Annotated in this window: 17 protein-coding genes; 12 read left to right on the forward strand and 5 right to left on the reverse strand. The window is 72.4% G+C overall.

Annotated elements, in window-relative coordinates:
- The first annotated feature begins 226 nt into the window (after window positions 1-226).
- On the forward strand, window positions 227-2,236 hold the full coding sequence (gene thrS, locus ACLQ27_RS23000) for a threonine--tRNA ligase (protein ID WP_234583586.1): 2,010 nt from the start codon (window positions 227-229) through the stop codon (window positions 2,234-2,236).
- A gap of 187 nt (window positions 2,237-2,423) precedes the next feature.
- Here the strand turns inward: thrS and ACLQ27_RS23005 are convergent, their stop codons facing one another.
- Window positions 2,424-3,152, reverse strand: coding sequence for a D-Ala-D-Ala carboxypeptidase family metallohydrolase (locus tag ACLQ27_RS23005; RefSeq protein WP_234583585.1), 729 nt, complete (start codon window positions 3,150-3,152; stop codon window positions 2,424-2,426).
- Window positions 3,153-3,328: 176 nt separating this feature from the next.
- On the opposite strand from ACLQ27_RS23005, the gene ACLQ27_RS23010 reads away from it, so the two are divergent.
- Window positions 3,329-3,841: an HIT family protein gene (locus ACLQ27_RS23010; protein ID WP_357497809.1), complete on the forward strand. Its 513-nt coding sequence runs from the start codon at window positions 3,329-3,331 to the stop codon at window positions 3,839-3,841.
- Window positions 3,842-3,875: 34 nt separating this feature from the next.
- Here ACLQ27_RS23010 and ACLQ27_RS23015 read toward each other — a convergent pair whose 3' ends face one another.
- On the reverse strand, window positions 3,876-4,358 hold the full coding sequence (locus ACLQ27_RS23015) for a hypothetical protein (RefSeq protein WP_425868557.1): 483 nt from the start codon (window positions 4,356-4,358) through the stop codon (window positions 3,876-3,878).
- A 97-nt stretch (window positions 4,359-4,455) separates the two neighbouring features.
- Here ACLQ27_RS23015 and ACLQ27_RS23020 point away from each other — a divergent pair, with 97 nt between their 5' ends.
- Window positions 4,456-5,514, forward strand: a complete 1,059-nt coding sequence (locus ACLQ27_RS23020) for an aldo/keto reductase (RefSeq protein ID WP_357575638.1) — start codon at window positions 4,456-4,458, stop codon at window positions 5,512-5,514.
- 354 nt (window positions 5,515-5,868) lie between these two features.
- Here the strand turns inward: ACLQ27_RS23020 and ACLQ27_RS23025 are convergent, their stop codons facing one another.
- The gene (locus ACLQ27_RS23025) at window positions 5,869-8,025 is read right to left on the reverse strand and encodes an elongation factor G-like protein EF-G2 (RefSeq protein ID WP_425868559.1); all 2,157 of its coding nucleotides are present in this window, start codon (window positions 8,023-8,025) and stop codon (window positions 5,869-5,871) included.
- 250 nt (window positions 8,026-8,275) lie between these two features.
- Between ACLQ27_RS23025 and pgsA the strand changes: the two genes are divergently transcribed.
- From pgsA to ACLQ27_RS23065, 8 genes are all read left to right on the forward strand, one after another.
- Entirely contained in the window at window positions 8,276-8,905 is a 630-nt protein-coding gene (pgsA, locus tag ACLQ27_RS23030) for a phosphatidylinositol phosphate synthase (RefSeq protein ID WP_234583580.1), read from the forward strand.
- A 52-nt stretch (window positions 8,906-8,957) separates the two neighbouring features.
- Window positions 8,958-9,890, forward strand: coding sequence for a phosphatidylinositol mannoside acyltransferase (locus ACLQ27_RS23035; RefSeq protein WP_425868561.1), 933 nt, complete (start codon window positions 8,958-8,960; stop codon window positions 9,888-9,890).
- Between the two features lie 16 nt (window positions 9,891-9,906).
- Entirely contained in the window at window positions 9,907-11,067 is a 1,161-nt protein-coding gene (locus ACLQ27_RS23040) for a glycosyltransferase family 4 protein (RefSeq protein WP_357575635.1), read from the forward strand.
- An 82-nt stretch (window positions 11,068-11,149) separates the two neighbouring features.
- Entirely contained in the window at window positions 11,150-11,653 is a 504-nt protein-coding gene (locus tag ACLQ27_RS23045) for a hypothetical protein (protein ID WP_357497534.1), read from the forward strand.
- Between the two features lie 159 nt (window positions 11,654-11,812).
- Entirely contained in the window at window positions 11,813-12,730 is a 918-nt protein-coding gene (gene pdxS, locus ACLQ27_RS23050) for a pyridoxal 5'-phosphate synthase lyase subunit PdxS (protein ID WP_308195357.1), read from the forward strand.
- 44 nt (window positions 12,731-12,774) lie between these two features.
- Window positions 12,775-13,377 carry a pyridoxal 5'-phosphate synthase glutaminase subunit PdxT gene (pdxT, locus tag ACLQ27_RS23055; protein ID WP_425868563.1) on the forward strand — a complete coding sequence of 201 codons (603 nt, stop codon included), beginning with the start codon at window positions 12,775-12,777 and terminating at the stop codon, window positions 13,375-13,377.
- 263 nt (window positions 13,378-13,640) lie between these two features.
- The gene (locus tag ACLQ27_RS23060; RefSeq protein WP_139587604.1) at window positions 13,641-14,393 is read left to right on the forward strand and encodes a YebC/PmpR family DNA-binding transcriptional regulator; all 753 of its coding nucleotides are present in this window, start codon (window positions 13,641-13,643) and stop codon (window positions 14,391-14,393) included.
- A 143-nt stretch (window positions 14,394-14,536) separates the two neighbouring features.
- Window positions 14,537-15,190: a DUF402 domain-containing protein gene (locus ACLQ27_RS23065; RefSeq protein ID WP_425868565.1), complete on the forward strand. Its 654-nt coding sequence runs from the start codon at window positions 14,537-14,539 to the stop codon at window positions 15,188-15,190.
- 43 nt (window positions 15,191-15,233) lie between these two features.
- Here ACLQ27_RS23065 and ACLQ27_RS23070 read toward each other — a convergent pair whose 3' ends face one another.
- Entirely contained in the window at window positions 15,234-16,244 is a 1,011-nt protein-coding gene (locus ACLQ27_RS23070; protein WP_357497541.1) for an RICIN domain-containing protein, read from the reverse strand.
- A gap of 252 nt (window positions 16,245-16,496) precedes the next feature.
- On the opposite strand from ACLQ27_RS23070, the gene ACLQ27_RS23075 reads away from it, so the two are divergent.
- Window positions 16,497-17,504: a peptidoglycan-binding protein gene (locus tag ACLQ27_RS23075; RefSeq protein WP_425868567.1), complete on the forward strand. Its 1,008-nt coding sequence runs from the start codon at window positions 16,497-16,499 to the stop codon at window positions 17,502-17,504.
- Between the two features lie 66 nt (window positions 17,505-17,570).
- On the opposite strand, the gene ACLQ27_RS23080 is transcribed toward ACLQ27_RS23075, so the two are convergent.
- Window positions 17,571-19,367 carry a carbohydrate binding domain-containing protein gene (locus ACLQ27_RS23080; RefSeq protein ID WP_425868569.1) on the reverse strand — a complete coding sequence of 599 codons (1,797 nt, stop codon included), beginning with the start codon at window positions 19,365-19,367 and terminating at the stop codon, window positions 17,571-17,573.
- Window positions 19,368-19,394 lie beyond the last annotated feature (27 nt).

Here is a 19,394-nt window from a genome sequence, read left to right on the forward strand (position 1 = left end):
TTCGCCGCGGGCGGCCTCCGCCGTGCGTGCTCGCCATCTCGTGCCCCCATCCGTCTCGACGCGACCGGCTCCGGTTTCCGGCCACACCTTCTAGTTCGGCTGGCAGGCGCGAAAGGTTCAACGCTTTACGCGAGGAAGGTGCCCTTCCCGAGCCGGAGGGGGTGGACCGATAGCATCGGCAGGAGCCGAGGACCGGCACCGTTTCGTACTGCTTGGAGGAGTCACCGTGTCCGCACCCCGTACCCCCGCCGTGGCCGACCCTGTCGTCGTCGCCGCCGGGACGACGGCGGCCGACGCGGTGGCCGCGGCCGGACTGCCCGCGAACGGCCCCAAGGCGATCGTCGTGGTCCGCGACCCGCAGGGTCAGCTGCGCGACCTGGACTGGGCGCCGACCGAGGAGACGACGGTCGAGCCGGTCAGCCTGGATTCGCCCGACGGGCTCAACGTGCTGCGCCACTCCACCGCGCACGTGCTCGCCCAGGCCGTGCAGGACGTCTTCCCCGAGGCGAAGCTGGGCATCGGCCCGCCCATCGAGAACGGCTTCTACTACGACTTCGACGTCGCCAAGCCGTTCCAGCCCGATGACCTCAGCAAGCTCGAGAAGCGCATGCAGGAGATCATCAAGTCCGGGCAGCGGTTCCGTCGCCGCCGCTTCGGCAGCCTCGACGAGGCGCGCGCCGAGCTGGCCGACGAGCCGTTCAAGCTGGAGTTGATCGAGGTCAAGGGCGAGGGCCTGGACACCGACGAGGTGATGGAGGTCGGCGGCGGCGAGCTGACGATCTACGACAACCTCGACGCCAAGGAGGACAAGGTCTGCTGGTCGGACCTGTGCCGCGGCCCGCACCTGCCGACCACCCGACTGATCGGCGCGTTCAAGCTGATGCGCTCCGCCGCCGCGTACTGGCGCGGGTCGGAGAAGAACCCCCAACTGCAGCGGGTGTACGGCACCGCGTGGCCGACCCGCGACGAGCTCAAGGCGTACCTGAAGCTGTTGGAGGAGGCCGCCCGGCGCGACCACCGCAAGCTCGGTGCGGACCTGGACCTGTTCAGCTTCCCCGACGAGATCGGCTCGGGCCTGGCGGTCTTCCACCCCAAGGGCGGGATCATCCGCCGAGAGATGGAGCAGTACTCGCGGCGGCGGCACGAGGAGGCGGGGTACGAGTTCGTCAACACCCCGCACATCACCAAGGCGCAGCTGTTCCAGACCTCCGGTCACCTGCCGTACTACGCGGACACCATGTTCCCGCCCATGCAGTTGGAGGGCGCGGACTACTACCTCAAGGCGATGAACTGCCCGATGCACAACCTGATCTTCAGGGCGCGCGGGCGGTCGTACCGTGAGCTGCCGCTGCGGATGTTCGAGTTCGGCACCGTCTACCGGTACGAGAAGTCCGGCGTCGTGCACGGCCTGACCCGGGTCCGCGGCCTGACCCAGGACGACTCGCACATCTACTGCACCCGTGAGCAGATGGCCGGCGAGCTGACCACGCTGCTCAGCTTCGTGCTGGACCTGCTGCGCGACTACGGCCTGGACGACTTCTACCTGGAGCTGTCGACCCGGGACGACTCGCCCAAGTTCATCGGAGCCGAGGAGGACTGGGCCGAGGCCACCGAGGCGCTGCGGACCGCCGCCGAGACCTCCGGCCTCGACCTGGTGCCCGACCCGGGTGGCGCGGCGTTCTACGGGCCGAAGATCTCGGTGCAGGCGCGGGACGCGATCGGCCGGACCTGGCAGTTGTCCACCCTCCAGGTCGACTTCAACCAGCCGGAGCGGTTCGGGTTGGAGTACCAGGCCGCCGACGGCACCCGCCAGCGGCCCGTGATGATCCACCGGGCGCTGTTCGGGTCGATCGAGCGGTTCTTCGGGGTGCTCACCGAGCACTACGCGGGCGCGTTCCCGGCCTGGCTGGCGCCGGTGCAGGTGATCGGCATCCCGATCCGTGAGGATCACACCGACTACCTGCACGGCTTCGTCGCCGCGCTGCGGGCCGAGGGCATCCGGGCCCAGGTGGACGCGGGTGACGACCGGATGCAGAAGAAAATCCGGACGGCGCAGCAGCAGAAGATCCCGTTCATGGTGATCGCCGGCGACGACGACGTGGCCGCCGGCACGGTGTCCTTCCGCTACCGCGACGGCTCCCAGCGCAACGGCGTGCCGATCGCCGAGGCGGTGAACCACGTCCTCGACGTGGTGACCTCCCGGACGAACATCGGCCCGTCGGCAGCGGCGGAGTAGCCGCCGCCTGCGCCTGCGCCTGGCGCAGCATGATCGCGCTCGATCCAGGATGTAGTGGCCTCCCCGCATCAGGGAGGCCACTACATCCATGTTCGAGCACGATCATGAGCGGGGCTGACGCTCGATGCCTCGCTCGCAGGGCGACCTGCGGCACTGGCCGTCAGGCAGAACCGTGGCGCGGTGGCTGTCAGATGCCGCAGGTGGGTGCCGACCAGCCGCCGACCGCCGCGACGTGGGTGTGGTCGTTGTGGTCGGGGTAGCCGGGGCCGAGGATCTGGCCGAAGCCGTGGTTGCGGGCCTGCTGGGCCAGCCGGCACAGCGACGGTGAGCCGACCAGGTCCACCGCGTCGCCGTACAGGTGGCGGCTGTTCGACGCCCCGCCGACCGCGCTGTTGCAGGTGTAGCTGCGAAAGCTGCTGCTGATCGCGATAGGCACGTCGCCGAGGGCGTGCCGCAGGGCCTGGAGCTTCCACATCGAGACGAGGGCGTTGGCGCGGGCGGTGCTCGCCGCGACCGCACCGCCGGACCAGGTGCTGTTGCAGTTGTTCAGTTCGGCGTAGCTGAAGTTGACGGGTGTGCAGTCGTCGTCCTGGAGGGCGTACAGGCGGTTGAAGGTCTGCGGGCCGGCGACCCCGTCCGCGCCCAGTCCGTACGCCTGCTGGAAGCGGATCACCGCGGACCGGGTGGCGGGGCCGTAGGCGCCGTCGATGGTGAGCACGGCGCCGTAGCCGGGGTAGCCGGCGACGCGGATCTGGAGTTGCCGGACGTCCTCGCCGGACATCCCCTGGGACAGGGTGCGACCCCAGGTGTAGCAGCCGTCCGCGTGCGCCGCGCTGGCGGTGAGGGTGACCCCGGTCACCGTGGTGGCGGCGGCCAGCGCGAGCGCCGCGATGATCCTGCCGAGTCGTCGGATCATGAAGCTCTCCATCCATTGATTCAAGTGCCTGAATGGATGGAAGTTTCAGGTCTGGGCGGCAATCCGTCAACAACTTGCAGCAAGGAGTTTCCCGGTGACGGGTGTCGCGGCCCGCCCACGCGGCTCCGTAGGATCGGCTCGTGACAGGGGCGGAGCGGCACACGGACAGCGACGGCATGGCGGACGGCCTGGATCGGCTCTGGACGCCGCACCGGATGACCTATATTTCCGGCGAGGACCGCCCCGCCGAGGGCTACGAGAAGCCGACCGGCTGCCCGTTCTGTCTGGCTCCCGGGCTGCCCACCGAGGAGAGCCTGGTGGTCGCCCGCGGCGAGCGCGTCTTCGTCGTGCTCAACCTCTACCCGTACAACCCGGGGCACCTGCTGGTCTGCCCCTATCGGCACGTCGCCGACTACACCGACCTCGACGAGCCGGAGACTGTCGAGCTGGCCTCGTACACCCAGACCGCGATGCGGGTGATCCGCAAGGTCAGCAACGCGCACGGCTTCAACCTCGGCATGAACCAGGGCGGCGTGGCCGGCGCCGGCATCGCCGCCCACCTGCACCAGCACGTGGTGCCCCGCTGGGGCGGCGACGCGAACTTCATGCCGGTGATCGGCCGCACCAAGGTGCTGCCCCAGCTGCTCGGCGACACCCGCGACCTGCTCGCCCGGGCCTGGCCGTCCTGACCGCGCCGTCCGCGCGGGGTCCGCGCCGGTCCGGCTAGTCGGCGCGCAGCAGCGGGACGAGCTCCGGCCAGCTGTCCACCCGGTGTACGAGCGGCAGCAACGCGGCGTGCGCGGCGACCTCCGCCCGGCGGGGCCGGAACAGGTAGCGGTGCGGCACCGAGTCGAGGTAGCCGAGCACCTCCAGCCTGTCGTCCACGAAGTGGGTCAGTTCGAGCTGCCGGGCGATCGGCGCCTTGTCGGGCCGGGTCCGGCAGAAGTGCACCCGCTCGACGGGGATCCCGGTGCGCGCCGTGAAGTCGTGGTGGGCCAGCCACTCCCAGGTCCGCCGCTCGGTGGACTCGCCGCACTTGGAGACGAGATGCACCTCGTCGAACGCCGGCCCGAGAGCCGCGAGCGCGTCGAACGCCCCGTCGACCATGGGTGTGCGCAGGTAGTGCGCGCCGAAGAAGGAGGTGTCGGCGTCGTCGTCGGCCGGCTCGATGAGCACACCGCCGATGTCCACGCCCAGCCGTCGCATGGCGTCGATCATGCCGTACGGCCCCGACGCGCGCGTACCGCGTTTGCGCGTGCGGAGTTGCTACGCCCCGGCCCGGTGAAGGTGGCACGATCGGCCGATGGCAGTGACGACACGGATGTTGGGGCGCAGCGGCATCGAGGTCAGCGCCCTCGGCATGGGGTGCTGGGCGATCGCCGGTCCCTGGGCGGAGGGCACCCAGCCGCTGGGCTGGGGCGCGGTCGACGACGACGAGTCCGTGCGGGCGGTACGCCGCGCGCTCGACGAGGGCATCACCCTCTTCGACACCGCCGACACGTACGGCGCGGGGCACGGCGAGCGGGTGCTGGGGCGGGCCCTCGCCGGCCGTCGGGACGAGGCCGTGATCGCCACCAAGTGGGGCTACACGTTCGACGAGGCGACCCGGCAGGCGACCGGGGAGGACGCGTCACCGGCGTACCTGCGGCGGGCCGTGACCGCGTCGCTGCGCCGGTTGGGCACCGACCGGATCGACCTCTACCAGCTGCACCTGGCCGACCTGTCGGTGCCCCGCGCGCAGGCGCTGATCGGCGTCTGCGAGGACCTGGTCGCCGAGGGCCTGATCCGCGCGTACGGGTGGAGCACCGACCGCCCGGACCGGGCCGCCGCGTTCGGACAGGCGGCCTCCGGCGCCACCGCCGTGCAGCACGCCCTGTCGGTGCTGCGCGACGCACCCGAGCTGCTCGCCGTCTGCGACAAGTACGACCTGGCCAGCGTCAACCAGGGACCGCTGGGGATGGGCCTGCTCACCGGCAAGTACACGGCCGCGTCGACGTTGCCCCGCGACGACGTGCGCGGGTTGGCGCCGGGCTGGCTGGAGTGGTTCCGGGGCGGCCGTCCCGCCCCCGAGTGGCTGCGCCGGGTCGGGGCGGTCCGCGCCGCGCTGACCGCCGACGGGCGCACCCTCGCCCAGGGCGCGCTGGGCTGGATCTGGGCGCGCAGCGGCCGCACCATCCCGATTCCCGGCTGCCGTACGGTCGCCCAGGTCGAGGAGAACGCCGCCGCGCTGCGCCGGGGGCCGCTGGCGCCGGACCAGTTCGTCGAGGTGGAACGCCAACTCGCCGCCCTGCGCACCGCCGCTCTGCGCGACGCCGACCGCCCGCACTGGCCCCGCCCCACCCACCCCACGACCCACCCCTGACCCGCGCCCGGCGCGCAGAGGACACACCGTCCCCGGAGCTGGAGCCGTTCCGAGCGGGGGCCGTGGCGTTGGTGCGGTGGCCGTGTCGTGGCGTCCCGCGCGGTGTCGTGCGGGGCGGCGGTGCCGCATCCCGTGCTGCTGTCGCGTCCTGTCGAGCTGCCCCAGATCTGGGGCAGCGTCGGCGCGGATGCGGGATCAAGGCGTATTCGACCCGGGTCCTGCGATTGGCTGGAGCAGGCCGGCTGGGAACGGTCCGCTCCGGCAGCGGTGCCCCGAATGTGGGGCAGCTCGACAGGACGCGACGGGGAGGAACCGCATCGCCGGTTCCTCCCCGTCCCTGCGTGGCAGGCGGGGTTACGGGGTGTGTTCCTTGCGGGCCTGGTCGGCCAGGTGGGTGGGCATCGGGTCGTGGCGGACGAAGTGACGGCGGAACGTGCCCGTGCCGGCGGTCATCGAGCGCAGCTCGACGGCGTAGCGGAGCAGTTCGGTGGCCGGGACCTCAGCGTGCACGAGGGTACGGCCGTCGGCGTCCTCGTCGGGTTCGGTGCCGAGCACCCGGCCGCGCCGGCTGGACAGGTCGCCCATCACCGCGCCCACCGAGCCGTCGGGTACCCGGATGGTGACCTCGTCGATCGGTTCCAGCAGCGTCGGCTGGGCCCGCTCGGCGGCGTCGCGCAGCGCGAGCGCTCCGGCGGTCTGGAAGGCCGCGTCGGAGGAGTCGACGCTGTGCGCCTTGCCGTCGACGAGGGTGACCCGCAGGTCCACCACCGGGTGGCCGGCGACCAGTCCGCGTTCCAGTTGGGCGCGGACGCCCTTCTCGACGGACGGGATGTAGTTGTGCGGCACCGCGCCGCCGACGATCCGGTCGACGAACTCGAAGCCGGCGCCGCGGGGCAGCGGCTCCACCTCGATGTCGCAGACGGCGTACTGGCCGTGGCCGCCGGACTGCTTGACGTGCCGGCCGTGCCCCCGTGCCGGCGCGGTCAGCGTCTCGCGCAGCGACACCTTGACCGCTTCGGTGTCCAGCTCGACGCCTCCGGCGCGCAGCCGGTCCAACACGACGTCGGCGTGCGCCTCGCCCATGCACCAGAGCACCAGCTGGTGGGTCTCCGGGTTGCGCTCCAGCCGCAGGGTGGGGTCGCCGGCGACCAGCCGGGCGAGGTTGCGGGCCAGCGCGTCCTCGTCGGCGCGGCTGCGGGCGACGATCGCCACCGGCAGCAGCGGCTCCGGCATCTCCCACGGCGCGATCAGCAGCGGGTCGTCCTTGGCCGAGACGGTGTCGCCGGTCTCCGCGCTGCCCGACTTGGTGATCGCGCAGATGTCGCCGGCCACGCAGTGCGGCACCTCGCGCAGGGTCGCGCCCAGCGGGGTGTAGATGTGCCCGACCCGCTCGTCGGCGTCGTGGTCGGGGTGCCCGCGCTCGGCCATGCCGTGCCCGCAGATGTGCACGGTCTGCTCGGGGCGCAGCGTGCCGGAGAAGACCCGGACCAGCGAGACCCGACCGACGTGGCGGTCGACCGTGGTCTTGACGACCTCGGCGACCAGCGGGCCGTCCGGGTCACAGGTCAGCGGCGGGCGGGGCGAGCCGTCCACGCCGGTGACCGCCGGCAGCTCATGTTCCAGCGGTGACGGGAACGCCGCGGTCAGCACCTCCAGCAGGGTGTCCAGACCCACGCCGGTCTCGGCGCAGACCGGCACCACCGGGTAGAAGTGGCCCCGGGCGACGGCCTTCTCCAGGTCCTCGATGAGCACCTCGGTGCTGATCTCCTCGCCGTCGAGGTAGCGGTCCATGAGGGTTTCGTCCTCGCTCTCGGCGATGATCCCCTCGATCAGCTCGTTGCGGGACTCGTCGATGGCCCGCTGGTGCTCCGGGTCCGGGTCGCGTACGTCGGCGGGCAGCCCGGCGGAGTAGTCGAAGACCCGTCGGGTGATCAGCCCGAGCAGGCCCTCGGTGGAGACACCGTCGTCGCCGAGCATCGGCAGGTACAGGGGCATCACGTTGTCGCCGAAGACCCGCTGGCAGAGCGCCACCGCCTCGTCGAAGTCGGCGCGGGGCTGGTCCAGTCGGGCCACCGCGACGGCGCGCGGCATGTCGACCGCCGCGCACTCCTCCCACAGCGCCACGGTTGCGGCGTCCATCCCACCGGCCGCGGAGACGACGAACAGCGCGGCGTCGGCGGCCCGCAGGCCGGCCCGCAGCTCGCCGACGAAGTCGGCGTACCCGGGCGTGTCCAGCAGGTTGACCTTGATGCCGTCGTGCAGCAGCGGTGCGCAGGACAGGCTCACCGAGCGCTGCTGGCGTACGGCGGCGGGGTCGTGGTCGCCCACTGTCGTGCCGTCGACGACGCTGCCGGCCCGGCCGATGGTGCCGGTAGCGGCGAGCAGCGCCTCGACGAGCGTGGTCTTGCCCGCTCCGGAGTGCCCGACGAGCACCACGTTGCGAACCCGCGCGGGGTCGGTCACCACCGGCGTGCCGCCGGTGGCCCCCTTTTCCTGATTTTTCTGCGCCATGGGGCGCACCTCCCTCAGCCGGTGGTGGGTGGCGACCGCCGCGCGACGGGTAGCGGCCCGGGGCGAGTGCGCGGCGATATCCTCCGGTGGTCTGCTGCACAGCGGGAACTCAACGGGCGGGCGGGTGAGCTGGCTCACCCTTTGGCTCGATCTCACACCCGTTGCCGGACAGGCACAAGCCTGCCCCGGGCGGGTCGGAGGGACCGGCCGTATCGCCGGACCTGGGCGGACCGTTATCGTGGGGACCGCCATGGCGAAGATCTTCCAAGTGTCGGCCCGCGCGGGGATGACCCGCGTCGTCGAGCCGATCGCACGTGCCCTCCTGCGCGCGGGCGTCACTCCCAATGCCGTCACCGTCGCGGGCACCGTTGGTGTGCTCATCGGCGCGCTCGGCTTCGGTGCCCGCGGCCACCTGGTCGCGGGCGCGTTGATCGTGACCGTGTTCGCGCTCACCGACCTGCTCGACGGGACGATGGCCCGGATGAGCGGCGGCTCCACCCGCTTCGGCGCGTTCCTCGACTCAAGCATGGACCGGGTCGCCGACAGTGCCGTCTTCGGCGCGGTCGCGTACTGGCTGGCCACGCGGGGCGACCACTCCGGGGTGGCCGCCGCCCTGCTGTGCCTGGCCGCCGGCGGGCTCGTCTCCTACGTGAAGGCGCGCGCCGAAGGGCTGGGCATGACCTGCAACGTGGGCATCGCCGAGCGCACCGAGCGGCTGCTGATCGTCGGGGTCGGCGGCATCCTCACCGGCGTCGGCGTGAAGCCGGCGCTGGAGATCGCGCTCTGGCTGCTCGCTGCCATCTCGATCTTCACGGTGGGGCAGCGGATGGCGCACGTCTACCGCCAGGCCCAGCAGCTCCAGCCGGACGGCCAGGCGTGAGCGCGGCCGGCACGTCGGCGACCCGGCGTCGGACGACCGGCGGCCGAGCCGCGTGAACCTCACCGAGCTGGGCTACGTCGCCGGCTGGCGGCTGGTCCGCGCGCTTCCCCGGCCGGTGGTGGCGGCGGCGTTCCAGGCGGGCGCGGACCGCGCCCATCGCAGCGGCGGCGGGGGTACGGCCCGACTGCGCGCGAACCTGCGCCGGGTGGTCGGCCCGGAGCTGCCCGAGGCCGAGCTGGACGATCTCGTCAAGCGCGGGCTGCGCTCGTACGCCCGCTACTGGATGGAGGCGTTCCGGCTGCCCGCGTTGAGCCGGGAGCAGATCCTGTCCGGGTTCCGCCTCGACGGCGCCGAGCTGTTGGCGGCCGACGTGGCCGCCGGCCGGGGCGCGGTGGTGGCGCTGCCGCACGCCGGCAACTGGGACGCGGCGGGCGCCTGGGTCGCGGCCACCGGCTGGCCGATCAGCACCGTCATGGAGCGGCTCAAGCCGGAGGGCGTGTACAAGCGTTTCATGGCCTTCCGGGCCGAGCTGGGGATGGAGATCCTGCCCACCCACGGTGGGCCGCGTCCGGCGTTCGACGTGCTGCTGGACCGTGTCCGCGCCGGCGCGGTGGTGCCGCTGCTGGCCGACCGGGACCTCTCCGCCCGAGGGGTGGAGGTGGACTTCTTCGGTGGGAAGACCCGCATGCCCGCCGGGCCGGCGCTGCTCGCGCTGCACACCGGAGCGCCGCTGTACGTGGCCTCGATGTGGTACGAGAAGGACGCGGCGTGCGCCTCGCTCGCCGGCCCGCTGCCGGTGCCCGGCACCGAGGCGGGGCCACTGGACCAGCGGGTCCGGTCGCTGACCCAGCTGATCGCCGACGGTCTGGCGGCGGGCATCGCCCGCCATCCGCAAGACTGGCACATGTTGCAGCGGATGTGGCTGGACCAGACGAGGGCGGGGGAGGGCACGGCGCTGCCCTCGTCGGCCCCCGGCCAGGGCTGAGAGGGTGGGCTGACGCATGCGGATCGGCATCGTGTGCCCGTACTCGTTCGACGTCCCCGGCGGGGTGCAGAACCACGTCATGGATCTCGCCGAGGCGCTGATCGTGCTCGGTCACGAGGTGAGCGTGCTCGCTCCGGCGGATGAGGATTCGCCGCTGCCGGCGTACGTGGTGTCCGCCGGGCGGGCGGTGCCGCTGCCGTACAACGGGTCGGTGGCGCGGATCGCGTTCGGCCCGGTCTCCACGGCCCGGGTCCGGCGCTGGCTCACCAACGGTGACTTCGACGTGCTGCACGTGCACGAGCCGCTGACGTTGAGCCTGTCGCTGCTGGCGGTGCTCTCCGCGCGCGGCCCGGTGGTGGCCACGTTCCACACGGCGATGACCCGTTCGCGGGTGCTGGCCGCCGCGCAGGGCGTGCTGCAGATCGTGTTGGAGCGGATCACCGCCCGGATCGCGGTGAGCGCGCTGGCCCGCAAGGTGCAGGTCGAGCACATGGACGGCGGCGCGGTGGAGATCCCCAACGGGGTGGCGGTGGCGAAGTTCGCCGACGCCGAGCCGCTGCCGGGCTGGCCGGGGGAGTGCGGGCCGGGCACCGGCGGCACGGTGGGCTTCCTGGGGCGGTTCACGGAGGCGCGCAAGGGCTTCCCGGTGCTGCGGGACGCTTTCGTGGCGCTGGCGGCGACCCGCCCGGGGTTGCGACTGCTGGTCGCCGGCCCGGGTGACCCGGACGACCTGTACGACCAGTTCCCGGCCGCGCTGCGGGAGCAGGTGACGTTCCTCGGGCTGGTCTCCGAGGCGGACAAGGCCCGGATGCTGCGCAGCGTGCACCTGTACGTGGCGCCGAACACCGGCGGCGAGTCGTTCGGGATGATCCTCACCGAGGCGCTGGCCGCCGGCACCACTGTGGTGGCGAGTGACCTGGACGCGTTCCGCCGGGTGCTCGACGGTGGGCGGGCGGGGCGGCTGTTTCCGACCGGAGACGCGGTGGGGTTGCGCGACGCCCTGTCCGAGCTGCTCGACGAGCCGGCCGGGCGGGCCACGCTGAGCGCCTGCGGCGATCAGGTGGTGGCGAATTACGACTGGCCGGTGGTTGCCCGGCGTGTTCTTGAGGTATACGCAGCGGCGATCGAGGCGACGGACGGACGGGTCATCGACCAGGAATGGGTGGGGCTGGGCTGAGCCGTGTGACGGATGGTGCGGCTGGTGACGCCGGTGACCGGCGCGGCCGCGCGCAACGGAGGAGAAACGGAGCAGCACTACGATGCCGCACATGTGGTGGGTGGTGGCCGCGAGCGTGCTCGTGGGGGTGCTTGCGGCGTACCTCATCTGGACCGCCGGCCGGGTCGAGCGGCTGCAGGGCCGCGCGGAGCTGGCGGCGCGGGCCCTCGACGCCCACCTGCTGCGCCGGGCGGCGGCCGCCGCGGTGTTGGCGGAGCGGCGTTTCGGCGTCGAGTTGTACGCGGCGGCCCGGGTCGCGCTGGACGCTCCGCCGCAGGAGCGGGAGGCGGCCGAGAACGACCTGACCCGGCAGTTGCGCGCGGTGCGGCTGGATCCGGCCGATCCGGACTGCACGGCGGTCATCGCGGCGAGCCGCCGTTTGGCGTTGTCCCGGCAGGTGCACACCGACCTGGTTCGCGACGCCCGCTCGGCGCGCAGTCGTCCGCTGGTGCGGTTGTTGCGGATGGGGCGGGGCCACCAGTGGCCGCGCTACTTCGACATCGACGACCCGACGCTCGTGGTGCCGGCGGACGTTCCCGCCGGCTGATCCGGGCGGGCGCGGGCTGATCGGGGCGGCGGCCCGGCGCGGCGGTGAGCAGGGCCACAGTGCAGGCCACCGGGGGTCTGATTGGCTGTCGGCGCGGCGTTGACCAGTGCGTAGCATTTTCGCTGCCACCCCCACCGCACGTCCAAGGAGCGTTGACCCGTGCCCGAAAACACCGCCTCGACCACCGGCACCGCCCCCGTCGTCGGCACGGCCCGCGTGAAGCGGGGCATGGCCGAGATGCTCAAGGGCGGCGTGATCATGGACGTCGTCAACGCCGAGCAGGCCAAGATCGCCGAGGACGCCGGCGCGGTCGCCGTGATGGCCCTGGAGCGGGTCCCCGCCGACATCCGCGCACAGGGCGGGGTCTCCCGGATGAGCGACCCCGACATGATCGACGGGATCATCGAGGCGGTGTCCATCCCGGTGATGGCCAAGGCCCGCATCGGTCACTTCGTCGAGGCGCGGATCCTCCAGTCGCTCGGCGTCGACTACGTCGACGAGTCCGAGGTGCTGACCCCGGCCGACTACGCGAACCACATCGACAAGTGGGCCTTCACGGTTCCGTTCGTGTGCGGGGCGACCAACCTGGGCGAGGCGCTGCGGCGGATCACCGAGGGCGCGGCCATGATCCGCTCCAAGGGTGAGGCCGGCACCGGTGACGTCTCCAACGCCACCACCCACATGCGGAAGATCCGCCAGGAGATCGCCCGGCTGTCCTCGCTGCCGGCCGACGAGCTGTATGTCGCGGCCAAGGAGCTGCAGGCCCCGTACGAGCTGGTCAAGGAGGTCGCCGAGAGCGGCAAGCTGCCGGTGGTGCTGTTCACCGCCGGCGGGATCGCCACGCCGGCCGACGCGGCGATGATGATGCAGCTCGGCGCGGAGGGCGTGTTCGTCGGCTCCGGCATCTTCAAGGCCGGCAACCCGGCCCAGCGGGCCGCCGCGATCGTCAAGGCCACCACCTTCCACGACGACCCGGACGTGCTGGCGAAGGTCTCCCGCGGTCTGGGCGAGGCGATGGTCGGCATCAACGTCGACGAGATCCCGCAGCCGCACCGCCTGGCCGAGCGCGGCTGGTGACGGTCGGCGTCCCATCCGGGCGGCGTGATGCGGGGAGGAACGGTATGACGGCACCCGTGATCGGCGTGCTCGCGCTGCAGGGTGACGTCCGTGAGCACGTCGCGGCGCTGGCCGCGGCGGGCGCGGACGCCCGCCCGGTCCGGCGTCCGGGCGAGTTGGACGCGGTCGACGGGCTGGTGATCCCCGGCGGTGAGTCCACCACCATCAGCAAGCTCGCCGACATCTTCGAGATGCGCGAGCCGATCGACAAGCGGATCGCCGACGGCATGCCCGTCTACGGCTCCTGCGCCGGCATGATCATGCTGGCCGCCGAGGTGCTGGACGGCCGCGCCGACCAGCGCGGCTTCGCGGGCATCGACATGACGGTACGGCGTAACGCGTTCGGCCGGCAGGTCGACTCGTTCGAGGCGCCGGTGGAGGTCGACGGTGTGCCGGGGGAGCCGTTCCACGCGGTGTTCATCCGCGCGCCGTGGGTCGAGCGGGTCGGCGCGGCCGTCCAGGTGATCGGCAAGGTCACCGGCGGTCCGGCCGCCGAGCGGATCGTGGCGGTGCGGCAGGGCAACCTGCTGGCCACCTCGTTCCACCCTGAGCTGACGGGTGACCTGCGCGTACACGCGTACTTCGTCGAGCTGGTGCGGGCCGCCTGAGCGGCCGGCCGGCGCGGGCGCACGGGCATGGATCCCGGCCCCCGGTCGTTGGTCCTGGACGGGCTCGACGCCGTGCCGGCACTCCGGGCAGGTCCCGGGTGTGACATGGCGGGGTGTGACCTCGGTAAGATTGCCGCGGTTCGGCAGGGCCGTCGCCCGGCGCGGCACTTCCCGCGGGGCCGACCGGCCGCCGGATCGCCGAATGCGGCGCGGAGTCGGTGCGGCAGTCGACGCAGGCGTGCAATGACAGACGGAGGTAGAAGATGTCCGGCCACTCAAAGTGGGCGACGACCAAGCACAAGAAGGCCGTCATCGACGCCAAGCGCGGCAAGATGTTCGCCAAGCTGATCAAGAACGTCGAGGTGGCCGCGCGCACCGGCGGTGGCGACCCCTCCGGTAACCCGACGCTCTTCGACGCGATCCAGAAGGCGAAGAAGAGCTCGGTGCCGAACGACAACATCGACCGCGCCGTCAAGCGCGGCTCCGGCCTGGAAGCCGGCGGCGCCGACTGGCAGACGATCATGTACGAGGGGTACGGCCCGAACGGCGTGGCCATGCTCATCGAGTGCCTCACCGACAACCGCAACCGGGCGGCCACCGAGGTGCGCACCGCGCTGACCCGCAACGGCGGCTCGCTCGCCGACGCCGGCTCGGTGTCGTACATGTTCTCCCGCAAGGGCGTGGTGATCGTGCCCAAGGAGGGCACCAGCGAGGACGACGTGATGATGGCCGTCCTCGACGCCGGCGCCGAGGAGGTCAACGACCTCGGTGAGGCGTTCGAGGTGGTCTCCGAGCCGACCGATCTGATCCCGGTGCGGACGGCGTTGCAGGACGCCGGCATCGAGTACGAGTCGGCGGAGTCCTCCCTGATCCCCAGCATGAACGTCCCGCTGGACGAAGAGGGCGCTCGCAAGATCTTCAAGCTGATCGACGTCCTGGAGGACTGCGACGACGTGCAGAACGTCTACGCGAACTTCGACGTCAGCGACGACGTGATGGCGGCCGTCGACGCCTGAGGTCCGGCTCGTCCGGCCCGTCCGGCGTTCCCGGCGTGATCCACACCAGGTCGCCGAGGTGGGGGTGTCCGCGCGAGCGGTTGCCCCCACGTCGGCGACCTGACGTGTCTCAGCGCCCCCGCACGTGCGATCGACTCGATGTCGTGGACGTCGGGGCGAACGAGGAGGTTCGCAAGGAGATGGTGGAACGCCGATTCGCGCCGGGTGACGTGGTCGTCCGGCGGGAGATCCTGCGGGGCGAGGTCTGGTTCGGCTGCCCGACGATCTGCGTCGAGGACTCGCCCGACCTGCTCGCCCTCTACCTGCCGTCGGGGGCGGAGTTCGGCTTCCCGACCGACGGCGTCTTCCCCTGCGGCCGGCACCCGTGGGAGACGGCCGGGCACCGCTCCTGGTCGGGGCACGGCAAGCTGATGCTGCACCGGCCGGGCGAGGCGCACTCGGTCGACGTGTTCTGGACGGGCCCGCAGCGCGACTTCGCCGGCTGGTACTTCAACCTGCAGGATCCGCTGCGGCGTACCCCGATCGGGGTGGACACTCTCGACCACGAGCTGGACCTGTGGTGGGGCGCGGACGACGACCGGTACGTCTGGAAGGACGTCGAGATCTTCGCGCAGCGTCTCGTCGAGGGGCGCTACCCGGGCATGGCGGACGCGATCCGCGGCGAGGGCGACCGGATCGCCGCCCTGCTCGACGCGGGTGAGCGTTGGTGGGATCCGGCGTGGGCACGATGGCAACCCGATCCGGCCTGGTCGGTGCCCCGGTTGCCGGCCGGCTGGGCCACGGTGCCCACTCACTGACGACGAACGGCCACCGTGCGGGCGGCGTGGGCCGTGCGGGGCGTCAGCCTTCCGGCACCCGATCGACGAGGAACACCTGGTCGGGTTGGCCGGTGCACGGCTCGGCCACCGCCTCGGCCGGCACCTCGCTGGCGTCGTCCCGGATGCCCACGCACAGGTCGCTGTCCGATGGGCGGAGACGGTACGCGTCCGGTGCCGTCCCGGTCGGTTCGAAGCGGAACAGCTGCGCACCGTTGTCGGAGCTGCACTTGTCATAGGGCTCGATGAGGTTGCGGCCGGGATCGTCGCGCCGGACGGTGAGGCAGCCCAACCCGTTCACCGGATGGTCCCACTTGACGTAGTAGAGGTCGTCGGCGACCGGCACCAGGTAGGTCTCCGGCGGGGTGGCCCCGGCGCAGGGGCGCTGGACCGCGACCGCGTGGTCGTAGGCGCCGCTGCGGTCGCGCCCCTCGCTGATGCAGAGCTGCGGGGCGGAGGCGGGACGGATCCGGCTCCGGCCGCTGGCCGGCGGCGTGCCGTTACCGGCGACCGAGGCGCTGCCGCCCGGCGTGGCCGACGAGGTGGCGGCCGGCTTCTCCGCCGTCCGTTGTTCGTCGTCGTCGGGCCACAGCAACCAGGCGCCGAACGCGGCAAGCACGGCGACGGCGGCGAGCGCCGCCAGCGGCGCGGGTCGCGTGAACCACGACCGCGCCCCGTCGGGGCCGCCGGTCAACACGTCGCCCGGGTCTTCGAGCGACGGCGTCGCCCCGGTAGCCAGCGCAGCGGGCGACGTGAACGCGCCGGCCGCCAGGCGGTCCCGTGCCCGCAGCCACTCGTCCACCTGGTCGCCAGCGCCGCACGCACGCACGAACGCCGCCAGCACCTCGGGTCGCGGCAGCGTGGACCGGCGCAGGACGTCGGCGGCGGTGCTGCGGGCCAGCACGTCGCCGGCCGTGGCCGCGTGCTGTTCCAGTTGCCGGAACGTCAGCCGGGACCGGTCCTTGAGGCGGCGCAGCAGATCGACGAACTCGGCCGGGTCGGCCGCCTCGTCCGGTCGGAGGTCCCCCATGGTCATCGCCTGATTCTCCTGACCCCACGCGCCCCGGGGCAAGGCGCCGTGCGGCGTCTGTCCGAGATGGTCGGACAAGACCCGGACAGAAGGCCCTGAGCTGGTCGGACACCGCCGCGCCCCGACCAGGGCATTGTCTCGGACGACCCGGCTGTCTAGCGTTTTCCCCGACGGCCGCGCCGCTGACCGGCGTACGGACCGACGGCCCCGACCGGCACCGGTCCGGGTCCGACCACATCAACGACGCGGGGAGATCCGATGATTGACGCTGCCCGGGATCCGGTGCCGCAGGTGGCCACGGCGGGGGAGTACGTGGTGGCGCTTCGGGACGTGCGGCGACGCTCCGGCCTGACGTACCGGGAGATCTCGCGCCGGGCCTCGGCGGCCGGGCACTGGCTTCCTCCGAGCACCCTCGCCACGATGCTCGGGCGGAACACTCTGCCCCGCGAGCGGACCGTCGTGGCGTTGCTCGCCGCCTGCGGCACTCCGGCGGCGGACGTCGAGCGGTGGGTCGGCCTGCGCCGCGACATCGAGGCCCGGCTCAGCGAGCCCATGCGCCGGGAGGAGGAGTCGACGCCACCCGACCCGACGTCTCCCGACGCTGACAGCCCTCAGCGGACACCTGGTGACCCGCGTCGGGCCACCGGACCGGCACGTCGGCGGCTGCGGATGGGAGCGCTGGCCCTGGTGGGCGCGCTGACCGTCGGGGCGCTGCTGCCGCGCGGCGAGGGCACCACCACCCCGTCGGCCGCCGTCTGTCCGATCGTCCTCCGCCAGGGCATGTACGGCCCCTGCGTGCTGGATCTACAGGAACGCCTGGTCGCCGTCGGGCTGCGCGTACCCGTGGACGGCTGGTTCGGCCCGGACACCACCAGCCGGGTGATCGCCTTCCAGGCGTTGGCCGGTCTGTCGGTCAGCGGCACTGTGGACCAGCCGCTCCTGGACGCCCTGTCGGGTGATCCGGTGCTGCCGGTCCCCTGGCCGGAGAACCGCGTCAGCACCCATTTGCGAGAGACCTTCGCCCCGGACGCGGCCGAGGCGGTGCGGCTGGCGCGGTGCCTGTCCGGGTTGGACCCGCTGCGGGTGGAGGTGACCGCCGACGGGTCGCGGCGCTGGGGTCTGTTCCAGTTCAGCGACATGGAGCTGTCGCGGCGCGGCGTCGACCGTCGGACGGCCCTGGATCCGGGCTGGAACATCGCCGCCGCGTGGGACGTCTGGTCACGTACCGGCGATTTCAGCCACTGGCGCTGCCTCCCGACACCCTGATCGACCGCCGCTCCCCGCCCGGTCGACAGACCGGGCGGGGAGCCCCCCGTCACGCCGGCGGACGACTCACGGTCGCAGCCGGTTCGCGAAGACGTACGCGCCCACGGAGGTGCCGGTGGCGATTCCCGCGTCCGCGTCGAAGGGGTAGTGCACGCCCAGGTAGATCCGACTGAGCGCGTTCTCCCGGGCGGCCTCGTCGAAGCCGCTCATCCGGCGGACGACTCCGGTGGCGTGCGGGTCGTCGGTGGTGGCGTCGAAGGCGATGGCGTTGGTGCCGAAGAAGCCCTTCAGCACCGCCGCCCACGCCCCGGCGAAGGTGGCGTGACCGGAGATGTACGCCGGGAAGGACGGCGAGAACGAGACACCGTCGCGGTCCTGCGACAGCGGTTGCCAGCCGTTGCCGATGGCGCTCTCCGGTCGCCACAGGTCGATGTCGGTCAGGTACTTGGCGTCCCAGGCGGCGATGGCGGCGTCGGCGAGGGCCAGGGCGACGAGCCCGAACAGGCGGGCGTTGGCCAGGATGCCGAGTTTCCGCTGTTCCGCGACGATCCGGGTGTGGGCGAAGAGCTGGCCCGGCGGCTTGTAGGTGCCCGCCAGGTCGTTGGCCCAGAAGAACGCGATCTGCGTCTGGTCGGCGGTGCGCAGTGCCGACGTCCGGCCACCGAGGTCGCGGACCTCCTGGACCTGGTCGCGGTACTCCTGCCTGCCCAGCAGGTCCGCGTAGTCGGTCGCGCCGGCCGGCGGGCCGGGCCGGAACTGGTCGCCGGAGGTCAGCGCGAACGGGTTGACGTGCCCCCAGTTCGGGCTGACGGCCGGCTTACCGTCGGTCGGTCGCCACGACCCGTCCACCCCGTCCAACCGGTACGCGGTGGTGACGTCGGCGCCGTCGTTGGCGCGGGCCTGGAGGTTGGCGGCGGCGGCCGCGGCGCCGACGGTGTCGCCCCGCGCGGCCTCGGCGGCGTTCACACCGGACGGTCGCCGGGTGACGGCGATGCCGTGGGCGGTCTCGAAGGACGTGCGTCGCGTCGGGTACAGGGCGGTCAGCACGTCCACCGCAGCCCTGTCGATGGCCGCGTGCAGGGACGGCGCCACGACGTTGTCCATGGTGCCCGGATAGCTGACCGGCACCCGCACCCGGTAGGGGTTGCCGACGCCGGTGACCGAGACCGCGGCGTCGTGCATCGCCGCGTGCAGGATGGCCGCCTGCCGGGACGACGCGGTGGGTGGCAGGTCCAACGCCCGGTAGGTGTCCAGCAGGACACCGTTCCAGTACAGGATCGGATCGGTGCTCGGGTCGATGGCCAGCGGCGTGAGCGAGATGTTGTCCAGCCGCACGGTGGAGGCCGCCTGAGCGCCCAGGTGGAACAGGAGCACCGCCTTGGGATCACCGAACGGCGACGTGAAGTCGAACGTGAAGCGGCGCATCGTGGAGGTCAGCGCGACGGTCTGGTCGACGGCGGAGGTGAAGGGCGTGTCCACCCGGGAGACCGAGACGCGCAGGGTGCGGCCGACGTCGGCGTTGGCGTCGAACTGCAACCGGTACGGCTGCCCCGCCGTCACCCCGAACTCGAAGTGACCGACCAGGTCGTCCCAGATGGGCTTGGTGGCCGGCCCGCTGGTGCGGATGCGCAGCTGGCCGGCGTTGACAGTGGTGCTGGTGGAGGCGAGGCGGGTCCACCAGGGGTCGGTGCTGCCGTTGTCGAAGCTGCCGTTGAGGATCAGGTTGCCCGCCGCGGCGGAGGCCGGCGCGGAACGGACGAGGGCGGGGAGTGTGCTGGCGAGCACGACCGCCAGGACCACGCTGAGCAGACGCCGCAGGCGTGGTGCTGCGCCGGAGCGTCGCGTGTCGATCGGTGGGGTCATGGAGAGCCTTTCCGGTCCGGGATCGGC

This window comes from Micromonospora sp. DT63 (assembly GCF_049841615.1).
In the GTDB taxonomy this organism is placed as follows: Bacteria; Actinomycetota; Actinomycetes; order Mycobacteriales; family Micromonosporaceae; genus Micromonospora.

Excerpts from the sequence above, each read along its gene's own strand:
- ACLQ27_RS23075 (WP_425868567.1), top strand. The coding sequence starts at position 16,497 with ATGATTGACGCTGCCCGGGATCCGGTGCCGCAGGTGGCCACGGCGGGG.
- ACLQ27_RS23045 (WP_357497534.1), top strand. The coding sequence starts at position 11,150 with ATGCCGCACATGTGGTGGGTGGTGGCCGCGAGCGTGCTCGTGGGGGTG.
- pgsA (WP_234583580.1), top strand. The coding sequence starts at position 8,276 with ATGGCGAAGATCTTCCAAGTGTCGGCCCGCGCGGGGATGACCCGCGTC.
- ACLQ27_RS23025 (WP_425868559.1), bottom strand. The coding sequence starts at position 8,025 with ATGGCGCAGAAAAATCAGGAAAAGGGGGCCACCGGCGGCACGCCGGTG.
- pdxT (WP_425868563.1), top strand. The coding sequence starts at position 12,775 with ATGACGGCACCCGTGATCGGCGTGCTCGCGCTGCAGGGTGACGTCCGT.
- ACLQ27_RS23005 (WP_234583585.1), bottom strand. The coding sequence starts at position 3,152 with ATGATCCGACGACTCGGCAGGATCATCGCGGCGCTCGCGCTGGCCGCC.
- ACLQ27_RS23070 (WP_357497541.1), bottom strand. The coding sequence starts at position 16,244 with ATGACCATGGGGGACCTCCGACCGGACGAGGCGGCCGACCCGGCCGAG.
- ACLQ27_RS23080 (WP_425868569.1), bottom strand. The coding sequence starts at position 19,367 with ATGACCCCACCGATCGACACGCGACGCTCCGGCGCAGCACCACGCCTG.
- ACLQ27_RS23020 (WP_357575638.1), top strand. The coding sequence starts at position 4,456 with ATGGCAGTGACGACACGGATGTTGGGGCGCAGCGGCATCGAGGTCAGC.
- ACLQ27_RS23010 (WP_357497809.1), top strand. The coding sequence starts at position 3,329 with ATGGCGGACGGCCTGGATCGGCTCTGGACGCCGCACCGGATGACCTAT.
- ACLQ27_RS23040 (WP_357575635.1), top strand. The coding sequence starts at position 9,907 with ATGCGGATCGGCATCGTGTGCCCGTACTCGTTCGACGTCCCCGGCGGG.
- ACLQ27_RS23015 (WP_425868557.1), bottom strand. The coding sequence starts at position 4,358 with ATGCGACGGCTGGGCGTGGACATCGGCGGTGTGCTCATCGAGCCGGCC.
- ACLQ27_RS23060 (WP_139587604.1), top strand. The coding sequence starts at position 13,641 with ATGTCCGGCCACTCAAAGTGGGCGACGACCAAGCACAAGAAGGCCGTC.